This window comes from Mesorhizobium sp. AA22 (assembly GCF_001672375.2).
GTDB lineage: Bacteria > Pseudomonadota > Alphaproteobacteria > Rhizobiales > Rhizobiaceae > Mesorhizobium > Mesorhizobium wenxiniae.
Genome location: NZ_CP048406.1, coordinates 2,639,537 through 2,655,026 on the forward strand (window position 1 = coordinate 2,639,537; position 15,490 = coordinate 2,655,026).

The following is a 15,490-nucleotide window of genomic DNA, read 5'->3' on the forward strand; positions in this document are numbered from 1 at the left end:
GCAACGCAAGAAGGAGCACTCCATGCTCGTGACCATCCTACATAGCCAGGCGATATGCGCTGCGAGGAGATTGCAGTCCCAAGATACAGCAGCCGACCGATGCCATCATCAAGCTGTCAGCCAGTTGCATCTGCGGGTCTGATCTGTGGCCCTATCGCGGGCTGCAGCCGGTGGACCGCCCGATGCATATGGGTCACGAATATTGTGGCATCGTCCTCGAGGTCGGCAGCGAGGTCCGCACGGTCCGCCCCGGCCAGTTCGTCTTCGGCTCCTTCTGTATTTCCGACAATACCTGCTCGCATTGCCGCTTTGGCTTTCAGTCATCCCGTGCGAACTATGCATGTATGCAGAGGGCAGCCGCTATCAGGAGGAGATCAGCGCCGTCGGTGCGCGAGGTAAAGTCGAATGCCTGGTGCCGGGTCCCGGCCGCTTCTGGCCAGCTCATCTCGGCGCGGCGCAGACGCCGCAGTTGATCGTCAGCCCGCGCTTTCCGCAGGGACCGTATACCGTCGAGATCCCGGTCGACCCACAATTGTTGACGGCCGGCGATCACAACGGCTCGACTTTCGATCAGCATCAGCGGTTCTGCGCCGCCCTACGAGGCGAAGGGCCGGTAGAGGTGACGTTGGATGATGGCTGGAAAGCTGTCGCCATGGGTATGGCCGCACAATTGTCGGCAAACCAGGGCACGGCCATTTCCAACCCTCTCGATGCCTGCGAGAGCGCTCAGTGGGACTGATGGCAGCTCACGTGACCGCTTGATCTTACTGACCAAGTGGTAGCGGAGACGGCTAAATCGCAGAATCCACGGCGTGAGCCGCCTAAAGCGCGTCGCGTTTGACCGGCCTCATGCGACGCGCTTTAGGTTGTTCCGATTGCCGCTATGGTTCGGACCAGCCTGTCCGCGACACAGGTCGATGCTCCAGCCGCCATGAGCATCTGCGGCAAGATCAACCATTCCAGCGTCCAGGCTGCACCAGAGCGCTCTTGCTCATGGATCAGCGCATGATGCATTCCCGACAATTGGACTGCGTTGTAGCGGGCAAGCGTCACCAGCATCTCAGCGTCGATGGGATTGCGCTTGTGCGCCATGGCGGACGATGAACCGCCGCCCGCCCGTTGCAGCTCGCCGCCTGCCTGCGCCATCAGCGCAATGTCCTGCCCGAACTTGCCGAGGCCGCCCGTCACAAGCGACAGCCAGTTGGCCAGCTCAGCGATGCGGTCGCGCTGGCTGTGCCATTGCGGCGCGTCGCCGAGGCTTAGCCGCCGGGCCAGCGCGGCACGGATGGCGGCGCCTTTGTCTGCGAACTTCTCGAGTGTCCCGACGGCGCCGCCGAACTGGATGACGAGAATCGATCCTTGCACCGATTGAAGCCGCTCGTGGTGGCGCACGAGCGGTTCGCGCCAGCTTGTGACGCGGTCGGCTACAGAAATCGGAATCGCTGCCTGCATTCGGGTTCGGGCCATCAGCGGGCGATCGCCAAACCGATGGCCGAGATCGGCGAAGGCGACCACCAGAGCCGAAAGCCGTTCTTCCAATAGGTCGATACAGGCGCGAATTCTCAGGATCATGGCCGTGTCGATCACGTCCTGGCTGGTCGCACCGAAATGCACATGCTCCGAATGCGGCTCTCCCACAGCATGCCTAATCTGCCGCACGAGCTCCGGCACCATGACGCCGTCGGTGCACCGTTGCGTCCCTCAGGGCCTGGATTTCCGGTCGAAAATTGTCGAGGACGCGGCCGATTGCGCTTGCTGCAGCCGCCGGGACGATGCCGAGTGCACCTTCTGCGTCGGCGAGCGCTTTCTCGACTTGCAGCATCGTCGCAAGTTCGGCCTCGACGCCGAGCAGCGTCGCCATCTTCTCATCGCCGAGAAGCCCGGACAGGAGGGGATTGTCGAATGCTGCGATCATATGTCGAAGAAGACCGTCTCGTTGATGCCCTGGAGATGAATGTCGAACTTATAGATGTCGCCATCGCGCGGCGCGACCAGCGTTGACACGCGCTCTCTTTGCTCAATGCGCATCAGGACGGGATCCTCGGCGTTGGCCGTTTCCTCGTCGCTAAAATACATGCGGGTGTGAAGGCCAATGTTGATTCCACGCGCGACGATCCAGACCGTCAAATGCGGCACGCGACCGGGTTTGATGGTTTCGAACATGCATTCGCCCGTCGTCATGTCGGTGGGCAGCCGGCCCCAGCCGGTAAAATTCGGGTCGGCGGAGCCGCGCAGATCCGAGGGCGAATTGTAGATGCCGGCGGCGTCCGCCTGCCAGATCTCCACAAGCGCGTCCTTCAGCGGCGAGCCGGCGCCGTCGATCACCCGGATGTTGACCCTGATGCGTTCGCCCCTGGTCTTGTTATTGACCATCGCGGTGCCAAGGTCGCGTTCATAGACGCCCGAGATACCGGCAAAGTTGGGCGTCAGCCCTATATGGACGTAGGGTCCAGCGGTCTGCGAGGCGCTTTCCTTCAGCCGACTGAGAGCCTGGACCATCAATTGCCCTCCATACGATTCTCGAACAGCGTCGAGCGGCGGCCGCGCAGTACAATGTCGAATTTGTATGCCCGCGCATCCATCGGTATCGTTGCCTCCATGTCGAGCGTGGCGGTGAGGCCTTCAATAGCGCGGCGCTCGTTGATGGTCCGCACGATCGGGCACCTCCAGATCATCGGGTCGCCCTCGAAATACATCTGGGTGATCAAGCGCTGCGCGAAGCCGTGCCCGAAGATCGAGAAATGGATGTGAGCTGGACGCCAGTCGTTGGGTCCGTTGGGCCAGGGATATGGCCCCGGCTGGATCGTGCGGAAACAATAGGAGCCATCCTCGCCGGTGATGGTGCGGCCGCAGCCGCCGAAGTTCGGATCGAGTGGCGCGAGATAAGTCTCCTTCTTGTGTCGATAGCGTCCGCCGGCGTTGGCCTGCCATACCTCCAGCAGCGCACCGGCGACGCCGATGCCGCGCTCGTCGAGTAGGCGGCCATAGACGAGGATGCGCGGCCCGATCGCGCTTTCGCCCGGCCCGGCAAGATTGTGTATGAGGTCATTGTCCAGTTCACCGAGAATATTGTGGCCGAAGACCGGCCCCGTAAGCTCCGACAGGGTGTTGTCGAGGGAGAGAAGCGGCCGTTGCGGCGAGCGCAGCACGGAAGTCTTGTAGGCTGGCGTGAAGGCCGGCGGATGCCAGTTGCGGTCGCGCTGAAAGAAGGCGCCGATTTCCGGCGTCCGGTTGGCGGGAAAGCGCGAGTTGGTCATCGTTTGCCGGCGTGAGCGTCCATTTCGTCGAACGTCTTCCTGGCGATCTTCATCGCATGATTTGCCGCCGGTACGCCGGCATAGATTGCCACATGCAGCAGCGCCTCGCGTATGTCGTCGAGCGTCGCCCCGGTATTGACGCTGGCGCGGATATGCATCGCAACCTCTTCATCCTGCTTCAGAGCGGCGAGCAGCGCGATGGTGATCATAGAGCGCTCGCGCTTGGTGATGTTCGGCCGCGACCAGACGTGGCTCCATGCAGCCTCCGTGATCAGTTCCTGGAAAGGAATGTCGAATTCGGTCTTGGCCGCCTCTGCGCGGTCGACATGGGCGTCACCCAGCACCGAACGGCGCGTCGCCATCCCTTCGACGTATCGGTCGCCGTGTTGTGGCTTGCTCATTTGCGCTCTCTTCGCATGTCGTTCAGGAAGCCACGTATCAGCCCGGCGAGCCTTTCCGGCTGCTCGACGCATGAGATGTGGCCCGCACCGGCGATGACCTCGAACCGTGCGGCGGGGATTGAGCGGGCCAGCGATTCCACCAGTTCAGGCGGCGTCGATCCGTCCTGATCGCCGACAATGCAGAGTGTCGGCACTTTGATCGCGGCGGTCGTCGCGGTGAAATCGGCGTCGCGGATAGCCGCGCAGGCAGCGGCGTAGCCGTTCGGATCCTGGCGCGTCAGCATCGTTTTATAACCCGCCAGTTCCTCGCCGCGATTCTTATGGAAATCCGGTGTGAACCATTTTCGCATCACGTCGTCGGCAAAGCTCGCGATGCCCTCCGACAGGGCCGCGTTGATGCGCCCGTTCCACATCTCGGGCGTACCGATTTTCGCTGCCGTATCGCAAAGGATCAACCCCTCGATCAAATCCGATCGCGTCTTGTAAAGGCATTGCGCAATGACGCCGCCGATCGAAAGCCCGCAGATCACCGCGCGCTTTACGCCAAGATGGTCGAGCAGCCCTGCAAGGTCCGTCGCATGGGTCTCAATTGTTTGCGGCGCGCCACCCAGTTCGCTCAGGCCGTGTCCGCGCTTGTCAAACGCAACGAACGTGCAGTCGTCGGCGAGCCTTCGCTCGACCTCGTTCCAGATGCGCATATCGGTGCCGAGCGAGTTCGCGAAGACGACCGTCGGCCTGCCAGCTGCCGGACGATGCTGGTAATGGATCGTCGCGCCATTAATGCGAGCAAAGTTCATACCCGTCATACCTTTGGCATTCCTTTGGGCCGCATCAGCCGTTTTTGCGCGGCAATGCGGAATGATGCGTTCGGCGCACCATATCCTGCATACGCGCCGCGCCGTTCAACGAACTCGATAATGAACCCCTCTCCGAATGTCGGTGCATAGAGCTGGAAAAATTCGCCGTTGTCGTCGCGGTCATAAAGGATATTGGCTGAGCGCAACCGATCGGCGACCTCCGGATCCAAACCGAAGCGCGCTTCTACGTCGTCGTAGTAGTTCATCGATATCAGAAGTGGTTCGAAGCCGTTGGCCTGCAGCTTCGCCGCCGTCGCAAAGATGTCATCCGTCGCGAGTGCCAGATGCTGGACGCCGGAACCAAAGGTTTCTGCGATGAAATGGCCAGCCAGCGTGCGGTGACTCTCGGCGCCGTTCAGCGTGAGGCGGAAGCGTTTGTCCAGACCTTCGATCACCTGGCTACGCACTAGGCCGGCCGGATCGACGATGTCGACCATGGGGGTCTTGGTCGTCCTAAAGATCGAGACATAGAACAGCAGCCAGCTCGGCATCTCTTCCTGTGCCATGGTCTGCCCGACATGATCGATACGGGTGAGGCCGACGCCATTGCCGGAACTTGCCGACGTGACCGGCGTAAACTCTATGTCCCAGACCTTCGCCAGGTCGGTCTTGGCATCGAGGAAGTAGATCAGTCCGCCGCCGACGCCGCGGATCGCCGGGATCGACAACTCGCCGGGCCCGACCCGCTGGTGAAAGATTTCCGCGCCCAGCGCCTCGGCGCGCGCGACCGTGGCGGCGGCGTCCTCGACCTTGAGGCCCATCGCGTATGCCGACGTGCCATGGACAACAAAGGAAGAATGGGCAAAGCCCTGCCGCTCGGTATTGATGACAATATTGATCTCGCCCTGGCGGTAGAGCGTGACCTCCTTCGAGACGTGCCGACCGGCCTCGACAAAGCCGAGCATGCGCAACAGCGATCCAAGCTGTCCGGCGTCCTGGCGATCGGCCGCGAACTCGATGAACTCGACCCCTCCAACCCCGATGCGGTCGGGCATGGGCGGGATGGCCATCTCAAGCGCCGGTTCTTCACGCCGCACCTGATCCATCAACCATACGAGCGAACGCCGTCCGTCGACGGAGATCGCCTTTGCCGACCCGCCACGGAACTGGTCGTTGAAAATCTCGAGCGACAGATAGCCGTCATAACCGGTTGCCGCGACCGCCTGCATGAACTGTCGCACCGGCAGATCACCTTCGCCTGGCATGTTGCGGAGGTGCCGGCTCCAATAGAGCAAGTCCATTTCGATCAGCGGCGCGTCGGCGAGTTGGACAATGAAGATCTTGTCAGCGGGTATCGAACGGATGGAGCCGAGTTCAATCCTGCGGGCCAGCGTGTGGAAGGAGTCGAGAACCAGCCCGACGTTCGGATGGTCAGTCCTGCGCACGATTTCCCATGCATCGCGATGATCGTTGACGTGACGCCCCCAGGCCAATGCCTCGTAGCCGACGCGCAGACCGCGCTTGGCGGCGCGCTCGCCAAGCTCGTGAAAATCCATGGCCGCCCGGTCGATCCCGCCAAGCGAGACCGGCGACACCGACGAGCATACCAGCATCAGGTCGGTGCCGAGTTCCTGCATGACGTCGAACTTGCGCTCGGCACGATCAAAGGCGCGGTTGCGCTGGGGCTCCGGCAAACCCTCAAAATCCCTGAACGGCTGGAAGAGGGTTATGGTCAGACCTGTGTCACCAGCCATTCGGCCGACGTCGCGCGGTGAGCCGTCAAAGGCGAGGAAATCGTTCTCGAAGATTTCAACGCCGTCGAAGCCCGCGGCGGAAATTGCCGCGAATTTCTCGGCCAGGTCACCGGCGATCGACACCGTCGCGATCGAAGTCTTCAAACGCGTCTCCTCCCTGGTTTGTTGTGAACGAACCAGTTCGTACATAACTAAGGCAACGCTGGCAGCACCGCAAGTTCGGCGCGCTCAGCGTTCTGCGGGAGCTTCGTCCTTCGCGACAAAACGCAACAGCATCTCCACGCTGTTGCGTTTGAGCCGCTCGAGTTGTGCCGGTGCGCCGAAGTCGCGTCCGAAGATCATCGAAAAGGTGGTGCGATTGGAAACGTTGAAGAAGCACAGCGCGCTTACCTGCCAATGAAGTTCGACCGCGTCGAGTCCCGGCCGGAAGACCCCCTCTTCGACACCGCGTGAATAGATGCGAGAGATATGGTCGATCGCAGTCACGTTCAGTTCGCGGATCGCATTCGATTGTTCGAGGTAATGGCCGTGATGGATGTTCTCGATCATCACCATGCGGATGAATTCCTCGTGTCGGTGATGGTGGTCGAACGTGAACTCCACCAGGCGTGCCAGTGCCGCCACGGGGGGCAGACCTTCGATATCAAGTTGAGCCTCGCCCTCGCGCACCTGGCGATACGCGTTCTCGAGCGCGCGCAGGTAGAGACCTTCCTTATCGCCGAAGTAGTAGTAGATCATGCGTTTGCTGAAGCGCGTGCGCGCTGCAATCTCGTCTATGCGCGCGCCCGACAAGCCGTTCAGGGCAAACTCCTTGGAGGCGATCTCCAGGATGTTGCGGCGCGTGCCCTCAGGGTCCTGGATACGCGTCGTGCTCGCGTCCGGCTTCGGCTTTCGTTCTTTCTTGATAACGGCCATGCAGTTTGAGTTCCCGCCCCGGCGCAGCCGGCATTTGACTAAACTAACCAGTTAGTACATCATTCGCAAATCGCGACGGACTCATTTACCGGCGCGTTTGGCGTGAACACAAGGGCGATCCAGGAATTGCCGCATTTGGGCTGGGAGGCGGCCCGCCACAGGGAGGAAATTCGGAAGATGGGCGACAGCCTTGTCGACCTCCTTTGCCGTCTTGCGGACGAGCACAAGGGCGCCGCCAGCGGCGACAGCGAAAAGGTCGTGATTGGCCTCGTCGGACGCGGCATTCAGTCCTCGCGCACTCCCGGCATGCACGAGCGTGAAGCCCGGCGCCTCGGCATCGGCTATTCGTACCTTTTGCTCGATTTCGACCGGCTCGGATTTCCCGACGCGGCGATCGGCGACTTGATCGCGGCGGCGGAAATTGCAGGCTTTCACGGCCTCAACGTCACTCATCCGTTTAAACAGGCTGTTATGCCCGTCCTGGATGCGCTGTCGCCGGCAGCGCGCGCAATTGGCGCGGTGAATACGGTCGTCTTCGCTGGCGGATGCAAGGAAGGCCACAACACCGACAGCTGGGGTTTCGCGGAGAGTTTTCGCGAGGCGATGTCAGGCGCATCGATGGGCTGCGTCGCAATGTTCGGCGCCGGCGGAGCGGGCGCCGCAGTGGCAAACGCGCTGATGGAAATGGGCGTTGACCGGCTGTTCGTCCTGGACAGCCAACCCAGACGCGCCTCGGATCTTGCGTCGCGCATGGGCGCCTTGTTCGGCGGTCGCGTCGAGACGTGGCCGGACCCGGCCGCAGCCGTGCGCATGGCAAACGGCATCGTCAACACGACCCCGGTGGGTATGGCGAAATACCCCGGAACACCGTTCGACACGGCAATTCTGACAGCCGAAAAATGGGTCGCCGACATAATCTACTTTCCGACCGAAACAGAGTTGTTGGTCGCGGCCCGTACGATCGGCTGCAGAACGCTGCCGGGCATCGGCATGGCGATCTATCAGGCCGTCCGCGCGTTCGAACTCTTCACCGGGCGCAAGGCCGACCGCCGCGCCATGGCGGATCATTTCGAGGCCGCCGCATGAAGGCAGTGACGCCTATAACCATATGAAGACCATAGGGAGGAAATCGACATGAAAGCTGAAATGAACCGACGCTTGTTTATGGTCGCCGCCGGCGCACTCGCCGCCGGGACCGCCGTTCCCGCCTTCGCCCAGGACAAACCGAAGCTGCGTTTCTCGGCCGTGTTCTCGGAACAGGACATCCGGGCCGAGATGATGAAAATGTTCGCCGACGCCATCAAGGACGACTTTGCCTTCGAGGGTTATTACGGCGGGAACCTGTTCAAGCAGGGCACCGAACTTGTCGCCATCCAGCGCGGCAACCTTGAGATGGGCAACGTTGCCCCGCAGGACATCTCCAAGCAGATTCCGGCGTGGTCTATCGTCACCGCCGGCTACCTGTTCCGTGACGCCGCGCACCTGAAGGCCTTCTTTGCCGGCGATGCCGGCGCGGAGCTGAAGAGGATGACCGAGGACCAGCTCGGTGTGAGGGTGCTCGGCCCCACCTATTTCGGCCTGCGCCAGGTCGGTCTGAAGCCGGACAAGGAAATCAAGACTCCCGCCGACATGGCCGGCATCAAGCTGCGTATGCCGGGTGGCGACGCCTGGCAATTCCTCGGCCAGGCGCTCGGCGCGAACCCTACGCCCATGGCATACGCCGAGGTCTATACCGGCCTGCAGACAGGCGCAATCGACGGGCAGGACAACTCGTTGCCCAACGTCGAGAACATGAAGTTCTACGAGGTCATGTCGCAGATCGTACTCACCTCGCACCTTGTCGGTTTCGACCTTCTCAGCATCTCGAAAAAGGTGTGGGACGAGATGGGGGCCGAGAAGCAGGCAAAGGTCCAGGCCGCGGCGGACAAGGCGATCGACTTCTCGACACAGAAACACCTGACGCGCGAGAAGGAACTCGTCGAAACATTCAAGGGCAAGGGCCTTAAGATCTACGAGCCCGATGTCGCAGCATTCCGCAAGCATGTGCAGGAGCAATATTTTGCCTCCGACCTGGCCAAGGAATGGCCGGCCGGTATGGTCGACAAGATCAACGCGCTTTGACCCGACAAAACTCGCCGGCCGGTCCGCTTGCGACCGGCCGGCCCGTCTGGCCAGACGCCCGCCAGGGAGGCATCATGAACCCGGGATTGAGAAAGGTCGGCGGCTGGCTCTACCGGCGCGCCGAGAACGCAATCGCCATCGCAATCGGCGCCATGTTCGCCGCGTTTCTGCTGCAGGTTGCTTTTCGCTACCTTCTCAACTGGCCGACCGGCTGGAGCAACGAGCTGACCGTCGTACTCTGGATCTGGGTTGTGCTGTTCGGCGCAGCGTTCGTCGTTCGTGAAGAAGAGGAAATCCGTTTTGATCTCCTCTACGCCACAGTCGGTCCGGACATTAGGCGGGTAATGACGCTTGCCTTCGCAATCGCTCTCGTCGCGCTCTATGGCTGGTCCTTTCCAGCCGTCTTCGACTACGTGACCTTTATGAAGGTCGAGAGCACCGCCTACCTCAAGATACGCTTCGACTGGCTGTTCTCGATCTATCTCGTCTTCGTGGTCGCTGTGATCGCCCGCTATCTGTGGCTGGCGTGGCGTGCTCTCCGCGGCGAAGCACCGGCGGAATTTGACCCCACGAAAGCGAGCTCCGGCGTATGAATCTCGCGAGTCCCTTTTCGCTGTCAGTCGTTGCGATCACAGCGCTGGCCTTGCTTGGCCTGCCAATCGGTCACTCGATGATCGCCGGGTCGATCCTCTATCTCTGGCTTGCAGGGCTGGACATGGGCACCTCCGCCGAGCAACTGCTCAACGGGCTCTACACAAGCTACATTCTGCTTGCCGTACCGATGTTCATTCTCGCCGCGGAGTTGATGAACGCCGGGACAATGACCGACCGGCTGCTGCAATTCTGCAACGCCGTCGTCGGCCGTTTCCGCGGCGGCCTGGCGCAAGTCAACGTGCTGCAATCGATCATCTTTGCCGGCATGTCCGGCTCGGCCATCGCCGACGCCGCGGGCACCGGCAAGATGATGCAGCAACTCATGACCAAGGATGGCAAGTACCCGGCGAGCTATGCCGCTGCGCTGACAGCCGTCACTTCCGTCATCGGCCCGATCATTCCTCCGTCAATTCCGCTGGTCATCTACGCGCTAATCTCGGATGCATCCATCGGCTACCTCTTCATTGCCGGTATCGTGCCCGGCCTTCTTCTCGCGCTGTCGCAGATGATCATCGTCGCCATCGACGCGCGCCGGAAAAACTTTCCGGTCGAGAAGCCGGTGCCGCTCAGGGAACTTCCGGGGATCACCTTGCGCGCATTTCCGGCGCTGATGCTGCCGGTCGTCCTGCTGGTCGGCATAAGGGGCGGCGTGATGACCCCGACCGAGGCCGCGGCGGTCGCCGCCGGCTACGCGCTGCTCATCTCGGTCGCGATCTATCGCAGCGTGACGCCGGGTCAGCTCTACCATGCGCTTCTCAACAGCGCCCGCACAACCGCCTCGATCGGCATGCTCATCGCCGGCGCCCTGGTGTTCAACTACGTTGTCACCGTTGAGAACATTCCGCATTCCCTGTCGGTGGTCCTGCAGTCCTGGGATCTTTCGCCGATGGGTTTCCTGATCCTCGTCAACATCCTGCTGCTGATCCTGGGCTGCGTGCTGGAGGGCACGACTATCCTGCTGGTGATCGTGCCAGTGCTGATTCCGACAGCGAAGGCGCTTGGCGTCGACATGGTGCATTTCGGCGTGATGGTCGTCGTCAACATCATGCTCGGGCTCGTCACCCCACCCTACGGGTTGCTGCTGTTCATCATGACCCGCATCGCAGAAGTGCCGCTGCGCGACCTGGTGCACGACGTAATGCCGTTTCTCTACGCCATGATTGCCGCCCTGATGCTGATCACCTTCTTGCCATCGCTGGTGTTGTGGCTGCCGCGCCTGCTGGGCTATCAAGGATAGGACCATGACCAAGCCAATCTTCGTTCTCAACGGCCCAAATCTCAACCGGCTCGGCATGCGCGAGCCGGAGATCTATGGGAGGACGACACTCGCAGAAATCGAGGGGATGTGCCGTGACGCCGCCGGCGACCATCCGATCCGTTTTCACCAGTCGAACATTGAGGGGGAAATCGTCAACTGGGTCCACGAGGCGATCGATGAAGGCGCGGGCATTCTGATCAATCCCGCGGGTTTGAGCTTCATTTCGATCCCGGTGCTTGATGCGCTAAAAATGTTTCCGGGCCCGATCGTCGAACTGCATATCTCGAACATTCATCGCCGCGAGGAGATCTATCACCGGTCGCTGGTATCGAAGGTCGCCACCGGCGTGATCGCTGGGCTTGGCGCCAAGGGATATCCGCTCGCGATCCGCTGGCTCATGGACGAGGTCGACCGGTAAGTGTATCGCCATGCCTGAACCCTGCATCATCGCCGTGGCGATCACCGGCTCGCTGCCGCGCAAGGAAGACAATCCTGCGGTGCCAATCAGTGTGGCCGAACAGATCGAGTCGACCCAGGAAGCCTTTGAAGCAGGTGCGTCGCTGGTGCACATCCACGTGCGCAATGACGATCAGAGTTCATCGTCTGAACCAACGCGTTTCGCTGCCGTTCAGGAGGGGGTGCGCAGGCACTGCCCCGGCATGATCATCCAGTTCTCGACCGGCGGGCGCGGTCGTGATCCTGCCGCGCGTGGCTCGGCACTTTATCTGAAGCCGGACATGGCCTCGCTTTCGACGGTTCGGTCAACTTCCCATCCATGGTCTACGAGAACCATCCCGCCCTGATCGGTGATCTCGCAACCGCGATGAAGGCAAATGGCGTGCTGCCGGAGATCGAGATCTTCGACCTGTCGCACCTTCACACTGCCAGGCGGCTGGCCGACGGGGGACTTATAGAGCGCCCGCACATCCAGTTTGTCATGGGCGTGCAAAACGCACTGCCTGCGGAGGAGAGATTGCTCGATGTGCTCCTCAGGGAAGCGAAATTCCTGTTTCCACAATCTACCTGGACGGCGGCCGGAATAGGCCGCAACCAAACGATCGTGATGAACTGGGCGTTGGCACGCGGAGCAGACGCAGTGCGTACCGGACTTGAGGATAATATCAGGATCACTAGGGAACGCCTGGCGCGCAGCAACGCGGAGCTTGTCGAACTCGCGGCGGCCTCAGTCGAGAGGCTTGGCCGACGTGTGGCCACCGTCAATGAGGCGCGCCAAACGCTAGGTCTGGCGTCAGGATCGTAATTGCCGGCCGCAGCTTCGCGCCGCGCTGTCGGACCTGTTGCGCCTTGGCAACGTCCTCGTCGATCCTTCAGACATAGCTATCCGCGACAAGGAGGAAGCTCGACATCCTGGCGCACCCGGACATCAATAAGGCCGGCTTTTGCCACCGAGCACGACAAAAATTGCACTGTCACCGCAATTCAAACGCATCCGCGAACTGCCCATCACACCGGACAAGCTGCTCTGAACCCGCGCGCCAGTAACAAACCTGCCCGAGCGTGATCATCACGCGCCGAGATGTGCTCGCCGCGACGAGGGCGTTCGCCGGTCGCGGGAGCCGTTACCGGACCACAGCGTCCCGCACTCGGCGAAGTCTTGCGGTGCCGAGCCTGACAGGCCTGCCGCCAACTTATCCCAGCCAATATCTCGGCCCCGGCCCCTTGCGACCTGCCATATCGGCAGGGTTCGCAAGGCTACACCGGTCGATCGACAGGCAGCCACAACCGATGCACTCGGTAAGCCCGGACCTCAGACGCTGCAACTCGGCGATGCGCTGGTCGATGCGCTTGGTCCACCGGCCCGACAAACGCGACCAATCCCGACGTGACGGCACGCGATCGGCTGGCAATTTGGCGAGCTCGTCGCCAATCTCCTCAAGCGTCAGCCCAATTCGCTGCGCGAAGACGATGAAGGCGATCCGGCGCAGCACCGAGCGCGGATAGCGTCTATGCCCCGAGCCGGCCCGCTCGGAAGCGATCAGCCCGCGCTCCTCGTAAAAACGCAATGCCGATGAGGCGACGCCGCTGCGCCGCGACACATCGGTGATGGTCAGCATGGAATCCATGCATGAAAGAAAGCACAATTCCCGCTTGACTTCAAGTTAACTTGAACTTGTAGCAACGGGCAGTGCAGATTGAAGGAGCACCGGCAATGCAGACGAATATCGAGCTTCAGGGACTTCGCGTGGCGGTCACGGGCGGCACGTCCGGCCTCGGACTGGCGCTTGTGCGGCAGCTTGCCGAGCAGGGTGCGTCCGTCGCCTTCGTCGCCCGCACCACCGCGGACGTCGAACGCATCGCCGACGAGACCGGCGCGCACGGGATTGTCGGCGACGTTGGCAAGAAGGAAGACATCTACCCGATCGCGTTGCAGGTCACCGCGAGCCTCGGCGGGCTCGACGTCCTGATCAACAATGCGTCGAGCCTTGGACCTGTTCCTCTGGCGCTTCTTGCCGATACCGAGTGCGAGGAGTTGGAAAAAGCGCTCGCGGTCAATCTCGTCGGCGCGTTCCGGCTGACGAAAGCCCTGTTCGGTGCGCTTGCCGCGTCCGCACGCGAGGGCCGTGGCGCTCTGGTGATCAACATCTCCAGCGACGCGGCGGTGAACGCCTATCCCGGCTGGGGCGCGTATGGCGCGAGCAAGGCTGCTCTTGCCCATCTCACGGCGATTTGGGACGAGGAGGCGAAAGCCGACGGCATCCGGCTCCTCGCGTTCGATCCCGGCGATATGGACACCCCGCTGCACGCGCTGGCGCTTCCTGACGCCGATCCGTCGACATTGAAGCACCCCGAAGTGGCTGCTGCCGAGGATCATCGAAAGGATGCTCGACGCGTTGCCGGTCAGCACAACGACTCTCGCCGGGACACGCGGATGATTGCCGCCGACCGTCCCGATCGGCGCTCCGCCAGGCTGTTTGTCGTCGAGGCAGACGGCGCGATGCGCGACCTGCCGCGCGCTGGACTCGCGATGCTATTCGATCCCAGCGATCTGGTCGTCGCCAACGACGCCGCGACCTTGCCTGCCAGCTTGCACGGCACGCATGTCCCCAGCGAAGAGGCGATCGAGATTCGCCTGGCAGGTTGGCTGTCACTTCCCGATCCAACCCGCTTCGTGGCTATTGCCTTCGGCGCGGGCGATCACCGCACGCGCACGGAAGACCGGCTGCCTCCGCCGCCGCTGTCACCAGGTGACCGCCTCCGGCTTAGCCCGCTGGAAGCCGTCGTAGAGCGCCTCCTCGACCATCCTCGCCTTCTCGAGCTGCGCTTCCCAGGCAACCGCGCAGTGGTGCTTGCAGGCCTGGCGCGGCACGGCCGGCCGATCCAATACGCGCATGTTCCCGAACCGCTGGCACTGTGGGATGTCTGGACGACGATTGCCGCCGGGCCGGTCGCGTTCGAGGCGCCGTCGGCAGGCTTTGCGCTCGACTGGCGCACGCTCCAAGCCTGGCGTCGGCGGGACGTCGGCTTCGCAACAGTCACGCATGCCGCGGGCGTTTCCTCCACCGGCGATCCCGCGCTCGATTCGCGACTCCCTTTCGACGAGCCGTACCGCATCCCCGAGCGCACCGCGGCGCAGGTTGCGCGGGCGAAGCTCCGCGGCGGCCGCATCATCGCGATCGGCACGAGTGTAGTGCGCGCGCTTGAGGCGGCCGCCAGTCCCGACGGGAATGTCCGTGCCGGAAATGGCATTGCGACAGGGCGCATCGCGCGGGACACGCGGCTTCACGTGGTTGATGCTATTCTCACAGGCGTCCACCAGCCCGGCGAAAGCCATTTCGAGCTCCTGCGTGCCTTTGCCGACGATGCTCTGCTCGCCAAGGCCTCCGCAACCCTCACCACGTACCGATACCGCACGCATGAATTCGGCGATTCCATGCTGCTCGATCGCCAACCGCTGCATCTATAGCGCGAACAGGACCGGGCCGCCTCCTCCCTGACATGCGTCCATCACGGTCATGGAAGATTGGCCCATCGCCGCCACGGTGGCACGCCTGGACGCTGCATTCGGCGAGGCGCACTTCGATCCAGAGATGAGCGGTTGCCTGCTGGCTAGGTTCCGACACACAACGACGGCTTGCAACTTTCACCCGCACTAGCCTGACGACTGGATCTCACGGCTCGCCCAGCACATCGGCAGCCGCTCAAACCTTGCTTCAGCCTCGTACTGGACATTCCGAACGCTGGCGATATCAGCGGCTTCCCATCCGCGCCTCCACCGCATTACGGTGACAGTTTTCCCCGCCGGGCCGCGTTTTCCCGATTCACCGGTTTTCCGGTCGGCAATCCGGTCCGGAGTGCTTCGCTGCCCACCGGC

At 62.2% G+C, this 15,490-nt stretch carries 16 protein-coding genes and 2 pseudogenes; 9 read left to right on the forward strand and 9 right to left on the reverse strand.

Annotation, left to right across the window (positions count from 1 at the left end; translation table 11 throughout):
• Positions 1 to 22: 22 nt before the first annotated feature.
• Both A9K68_RS12865 and A9K68_RS12870 read left to right on the forward strand, forming a co-directional pair.
• Positions 23 to 326: pseudogene (locus A9K68_RS12865) on the forward strand (alcohol dehydrogenase catalytic domain-containing protein); the annotation flags it as partial.
• A gap of 14 nt (positions 327 to 340) precedes the next feature.
• On the forward strand, positions 341 to 739 hold the full coding sequence (locus A9K68_RS12870; RefSeq protein ID WP_203546947.1) for a hypothetical protein: 399 nt from the start codon (positions 341 to 343) through the stop codon (positions 737 to 739).
• 122 nt (positions 740 to 861) lie between these two features.
• On the opposite strand, the gene A9K68_RS12875 is transcribed toward A9K68_RS12870, so the two are convergent.
• From A9K68_RS12875 to A9K68_RS12905, 8 genes are all read right to left on the reverse strand, one after another.
• Positions 862 to 1,659 carry a 3-carboxy-cis,cis-muconate cycloisomerase gene (locus tag A9K68_RS12875; RefSeq protein ID WP_348640717.1) on the reverse strand — a complete coding sequence of 266 codons (798 nt, stop codon included), beginning with the start codon at positions 1,657 to 1,659 and terminating at the stop codon, positions 862 to 864.
• Entirely contained in the window at positions 1,646 to 1,915 is a 270-nt protein-coding gene (locus A9K68_RS32470; protein WP_348640718.1) for a hypothetical protein, read from the reverse strand. The genes A9K68_RS12875 and A9K68_RS32470 overlap by 14 nt, the downstream gene beginning before the upstream one ends.
• Complete coding sequence (pcaG, locus tag A9K68_RS12880) at positions 1,912 to 2,499, reverse strand: protocatechuate 3,4-dioxygenase subunit alpha (RefSeq protein ID WP_065010887.1); 588 nt, start codon at positions 2,497 to 2,499, stop codon at positions 1,912 to 1,914. The genes A9K68_RS32470 and pcaG overlap by 4 nt, the downstream gene beginning before the upstream one ends.
• Positions 2,499 to 3,257: a protocatechuate 3,4-dioxygenase subunit beta gene (gene pcaH, locus A9K68_RS12885; RefSeq protein ID WP_065010888.1), complete on the reverse strand. Its 759-nt coding sequence runs from the start codon at positions 3,255 to 3,257 to the stop codon at positions 2,499 to 2,501. Before pcaH ends, pcaG begins: the two co-directional genes overlap by 1 nt.
• On the reverse strand, positions 3,254 to 3,658 hold the full coding sequence (gene pcaC, locus A9K68_RS12890) for a 4-carboxymuconolactone decarboxylase (protein WP_065010889.1): 405 nt from the start codon (positions 3,656 to 3,658) through the stop codon (positions 3,254 to 3,256). The genes pcaH and pcaC overlap by 4 nt, the downstream gene beginning before the upstream one ends.
• Entirely contained in the window at positions 3,655 to 4,455 is an 801-nt protein-coding gene (gene pcaD / locus A9K68_RS12895; protein WP_065010890.1) for a 3-oxoadipate enol-lactonase, read from the reverse strand. Before pcaD ends, pcaC begins: the two co-directional genes overlap by 4 nt.
• 5 nt (positions 4,456 to 4,460) lie before the next feature.
• Complete coding sequence (locus tag A9K68_RS12900; protein WP_065010954.1) at positions 4,461 to 6,353, reverse strand: sugar phosphate isomerase/epimerase and 4-hydroxyphenylpyruvate domain-containing protein; 1,893 nt, start codon at positions 6,351 to 6,353, stop codon at positions 4,461 to 4,463.
• A gap of 84 nt (positions 6,354 to 6,437) precedes the next feature.
• Complete coding sequence (locus A9K68_RS12905; protein ID WP_065010891.1) at positions 6,438 to 7,124, reverse strand: TetR/AcrR family transcriptional regulator; 687 nt, start codon at positions 7,122 to 7,124, stop codon at positions 6,438 to 6,440.
• 177 nt (positions 7,125 to 7,301) lie between these two features.
• Here A9K68_RS12905 and A9K68_RS12910 point away from each other — a divergent pair, with 177 nt between their 5' ends.
• The 6 genes and pseudogenes from A9K68_RS12910 to A9K68_RS12935 all read left to right on the forward strand — a co-directional run bounded on the left by A9K68_RS12910 (position 7,302) and on the right by A9K68_RS12935 (position 12,418).
• Positions 7,302 to 8,210 (forward strand): shikimate dehydrogenase, encoded by a 909-nt coding sequence (locus A9K68_RS12910; protein WP_082982643.1) that lies wholly within the window; start codon positions 7,302 to 7,304, stop codon positions 8,208 to 8,210.
• A gap of 48 nt (positions 8,211 to 8,258) precedes the next feature.
• On the forward strand, positions 8,259 to 9,245 hold the full coding sequence (dctP, locus tag A9K68_RS12915) for a TRAP transporter substrate-binding protein DctP (protein ID WP_065010892.1): 987 nt from the start codon (positions 8,259 to 8,261) through the stop codon (positions 9,243 to 9,245).
• A 74-nt stretch (positions 9,246 to 9,319) separates the two neighbouring features.
• On the forward strand, positions 9,320 to 9,838 hold the full coding sequence (locus tag A9K68_RS12920) for a TRAP transporter small permease subunit (RefSeq protein ID WP_065010956.1): 519 nt from the start codon (positions 9,320 to 9,322) through the stop codon (positions 9,836 to 9,838).
• A complete protein-coding gene (locus A9K68_RS12925; protein ID WP_065010893.1) occupies positions 9,835 to 11,136 on the forward strand; it encodes a TRAP transporter large permease in 1,302 nt (433 codons plus the stop codon). The genes A9K68_RS12920 and A9K68_RS12925 overlap by 4 nt, the downstream gene beginning before the upstream one ends.
• Positions 11,137 to 11,140: 4 nt before the next feature.
• Positions 11,141 to 11,575, forward strand: a complete 435-nt coding sequence (locus A9K68_RS12930; protein WP_065010894.1) for a type II 3-dehydroquinate dehydratase — start codon at positions 11,141 to 11,143, stop codon at positions 11,573 to 11,575.
• A gap of 10 nt (positions 11,576 to 11,585) precedes the next feature.
• Positions 11,586 to 12,418, forward strand: a pseudogene (locus tag A9K68_RS12935) (3-keto-5-aminohexanoate cleavage protein).
• Between the two features lie 388 nt (positions 12,419 to 12,806).
• Here A9K68_RS12935 and soxR read toward each other — a convergent pair.
• The gene (gene soxR / locus A9K68_RS12940) at positions 12,807 to 13,241 is read right to left on the reverse strand and encodes a redox-sensitive transcriptional activator SoxR (RefSeq protein WP_065010895.1); all 435 of its coding nucleotides are present in this window, start codon (positions 13,239 to 13,241) and stop codon (positions 12,807 to 12,809) included.
• Between the two features lie 86 nt (positions 13,242 to 13,327).
• On the opposite strand from soxR, the gene A9K68_RS31705 reads away from it, so the two are divergent.
• Positions 13,328 to 15,082, forward strand: a complete 1,755-nt coding sequence (locus A9K68_RS31705) for an SDR family NAD(P)-dependent oxidoreductase (RefSeq protein ID WP_246811359.1) — start codon at positions 13,328 to 13,330, stop codon at positions 15,080 to 15,082.
• The last annotated feature ends 408 nt before the right edge of the window (positions 15,083 to 15,490 follow it).

What these genes read in the sequence shown, in the direction of transcription:
- A9K68_RS12870 (WP_203546947.1), top strand. Translation starts at nt 341, where the DNA reads ATGTATGCAGAGGGCAGCCGCTATCAGGAGGAGATCAGCGCCGTCGGT.
- A9K68_RS32470 (WP_348640718.1), bottom strand. Translation starts at nt 1,915, where the DNA reads ATGATCGCAGCATTCGACAATCCCCTCCTGTCCGGGCTTCTCGGCGAT.
- pcaG (WP_065010887.1), bottom strand. Translation starts at nt 2,499, where the DNA reads ATGGTCCAGGCTCTCAGTCGGCTGAAGGAAAGCGCCTCGCAGACCGCT.
- pcaH (WP_065010888.1), bottom strand. Translation starts at nt 3,257, where the DNA reads ATGACCAACTCGCGCTTTCCCGCCAACCGGACGCCGGAAATCGGCGCC.
- pcaC (WP_065010889.1), bottom strand. Translation starts at nt 3,658, where the DNA reads ATGAGCAAGCCACAACACGGCGACCGATACGTCGAAGGGATGGCGACG.
- pcaD (WP_065010890.1), bottom strand. Translation starts at nt 4,455, where the DNA reads ATGAACTTTGCTCGCATTAATGGCGCGACGATCCATTACCAGCATCGT.
- A9K68_RS12905 (WP_065010891.1), bottom strand. Translation starts at nt 7,124, where the DNA reads ATGGCCGTTATCAAGAAAGAACGAAAGCCGAAGCCGGACGCGAGCACG.
- A9K68_RS12910 (WP_082982643.1), top strand. Translation starts at nt 7,302, where the DNA reads ATGGGCGACAGCCTTGTCGACCTCCTTTGCCGTCTTGCGGACGAGCAC.
- dctP (WP_065010892.1), top strand. Translation starts at nt 8,259, where the DNA reads ATGAAAGCTGAAATGAACCGACGCTTGTTTATGGTCGCCGCCGGCGCA.
- A9K68_RS12920 (WP_065010956.1), top strand. Translation starts at nt 9,320, where the DNA reads ATGAACCCGGGATTGAGAAAGGTCGGCGGCTGGCTCTACCGGCGCGCC.
- A9K68_RS12925 (WP_065010893.1), top strand. Translation starts at nt 9,835, where the DNA reads ATGAATCTCGCGAGTCCCTTTTCGCTGTCAGTCGTTGCGATCACAGCG.
- A9K68_RS12930 (WP_065010894.1), top strand. Translation starts at nt 11,141, where the DNA reads ATGACCAAGCCAATCTTCGTTCTCAACGGCCCAAATCTCAACCGGCTC.
- soxR (WP_065010895.1), bottom strand. Translation starts at nt 13,241, where the DNA reads ATGGATTCCATGCTGACCATCACCGATGTGTCGCGGCGCAGCGGCGTC.
- A9K68_RS31705 (WP_246811359.1), top strand. Translation starts at nt 13,328, where the DNA reads ATGCAGACGAATATCGAGCTTCAGGGACTTCGCGTGGCGGTCACGGGC.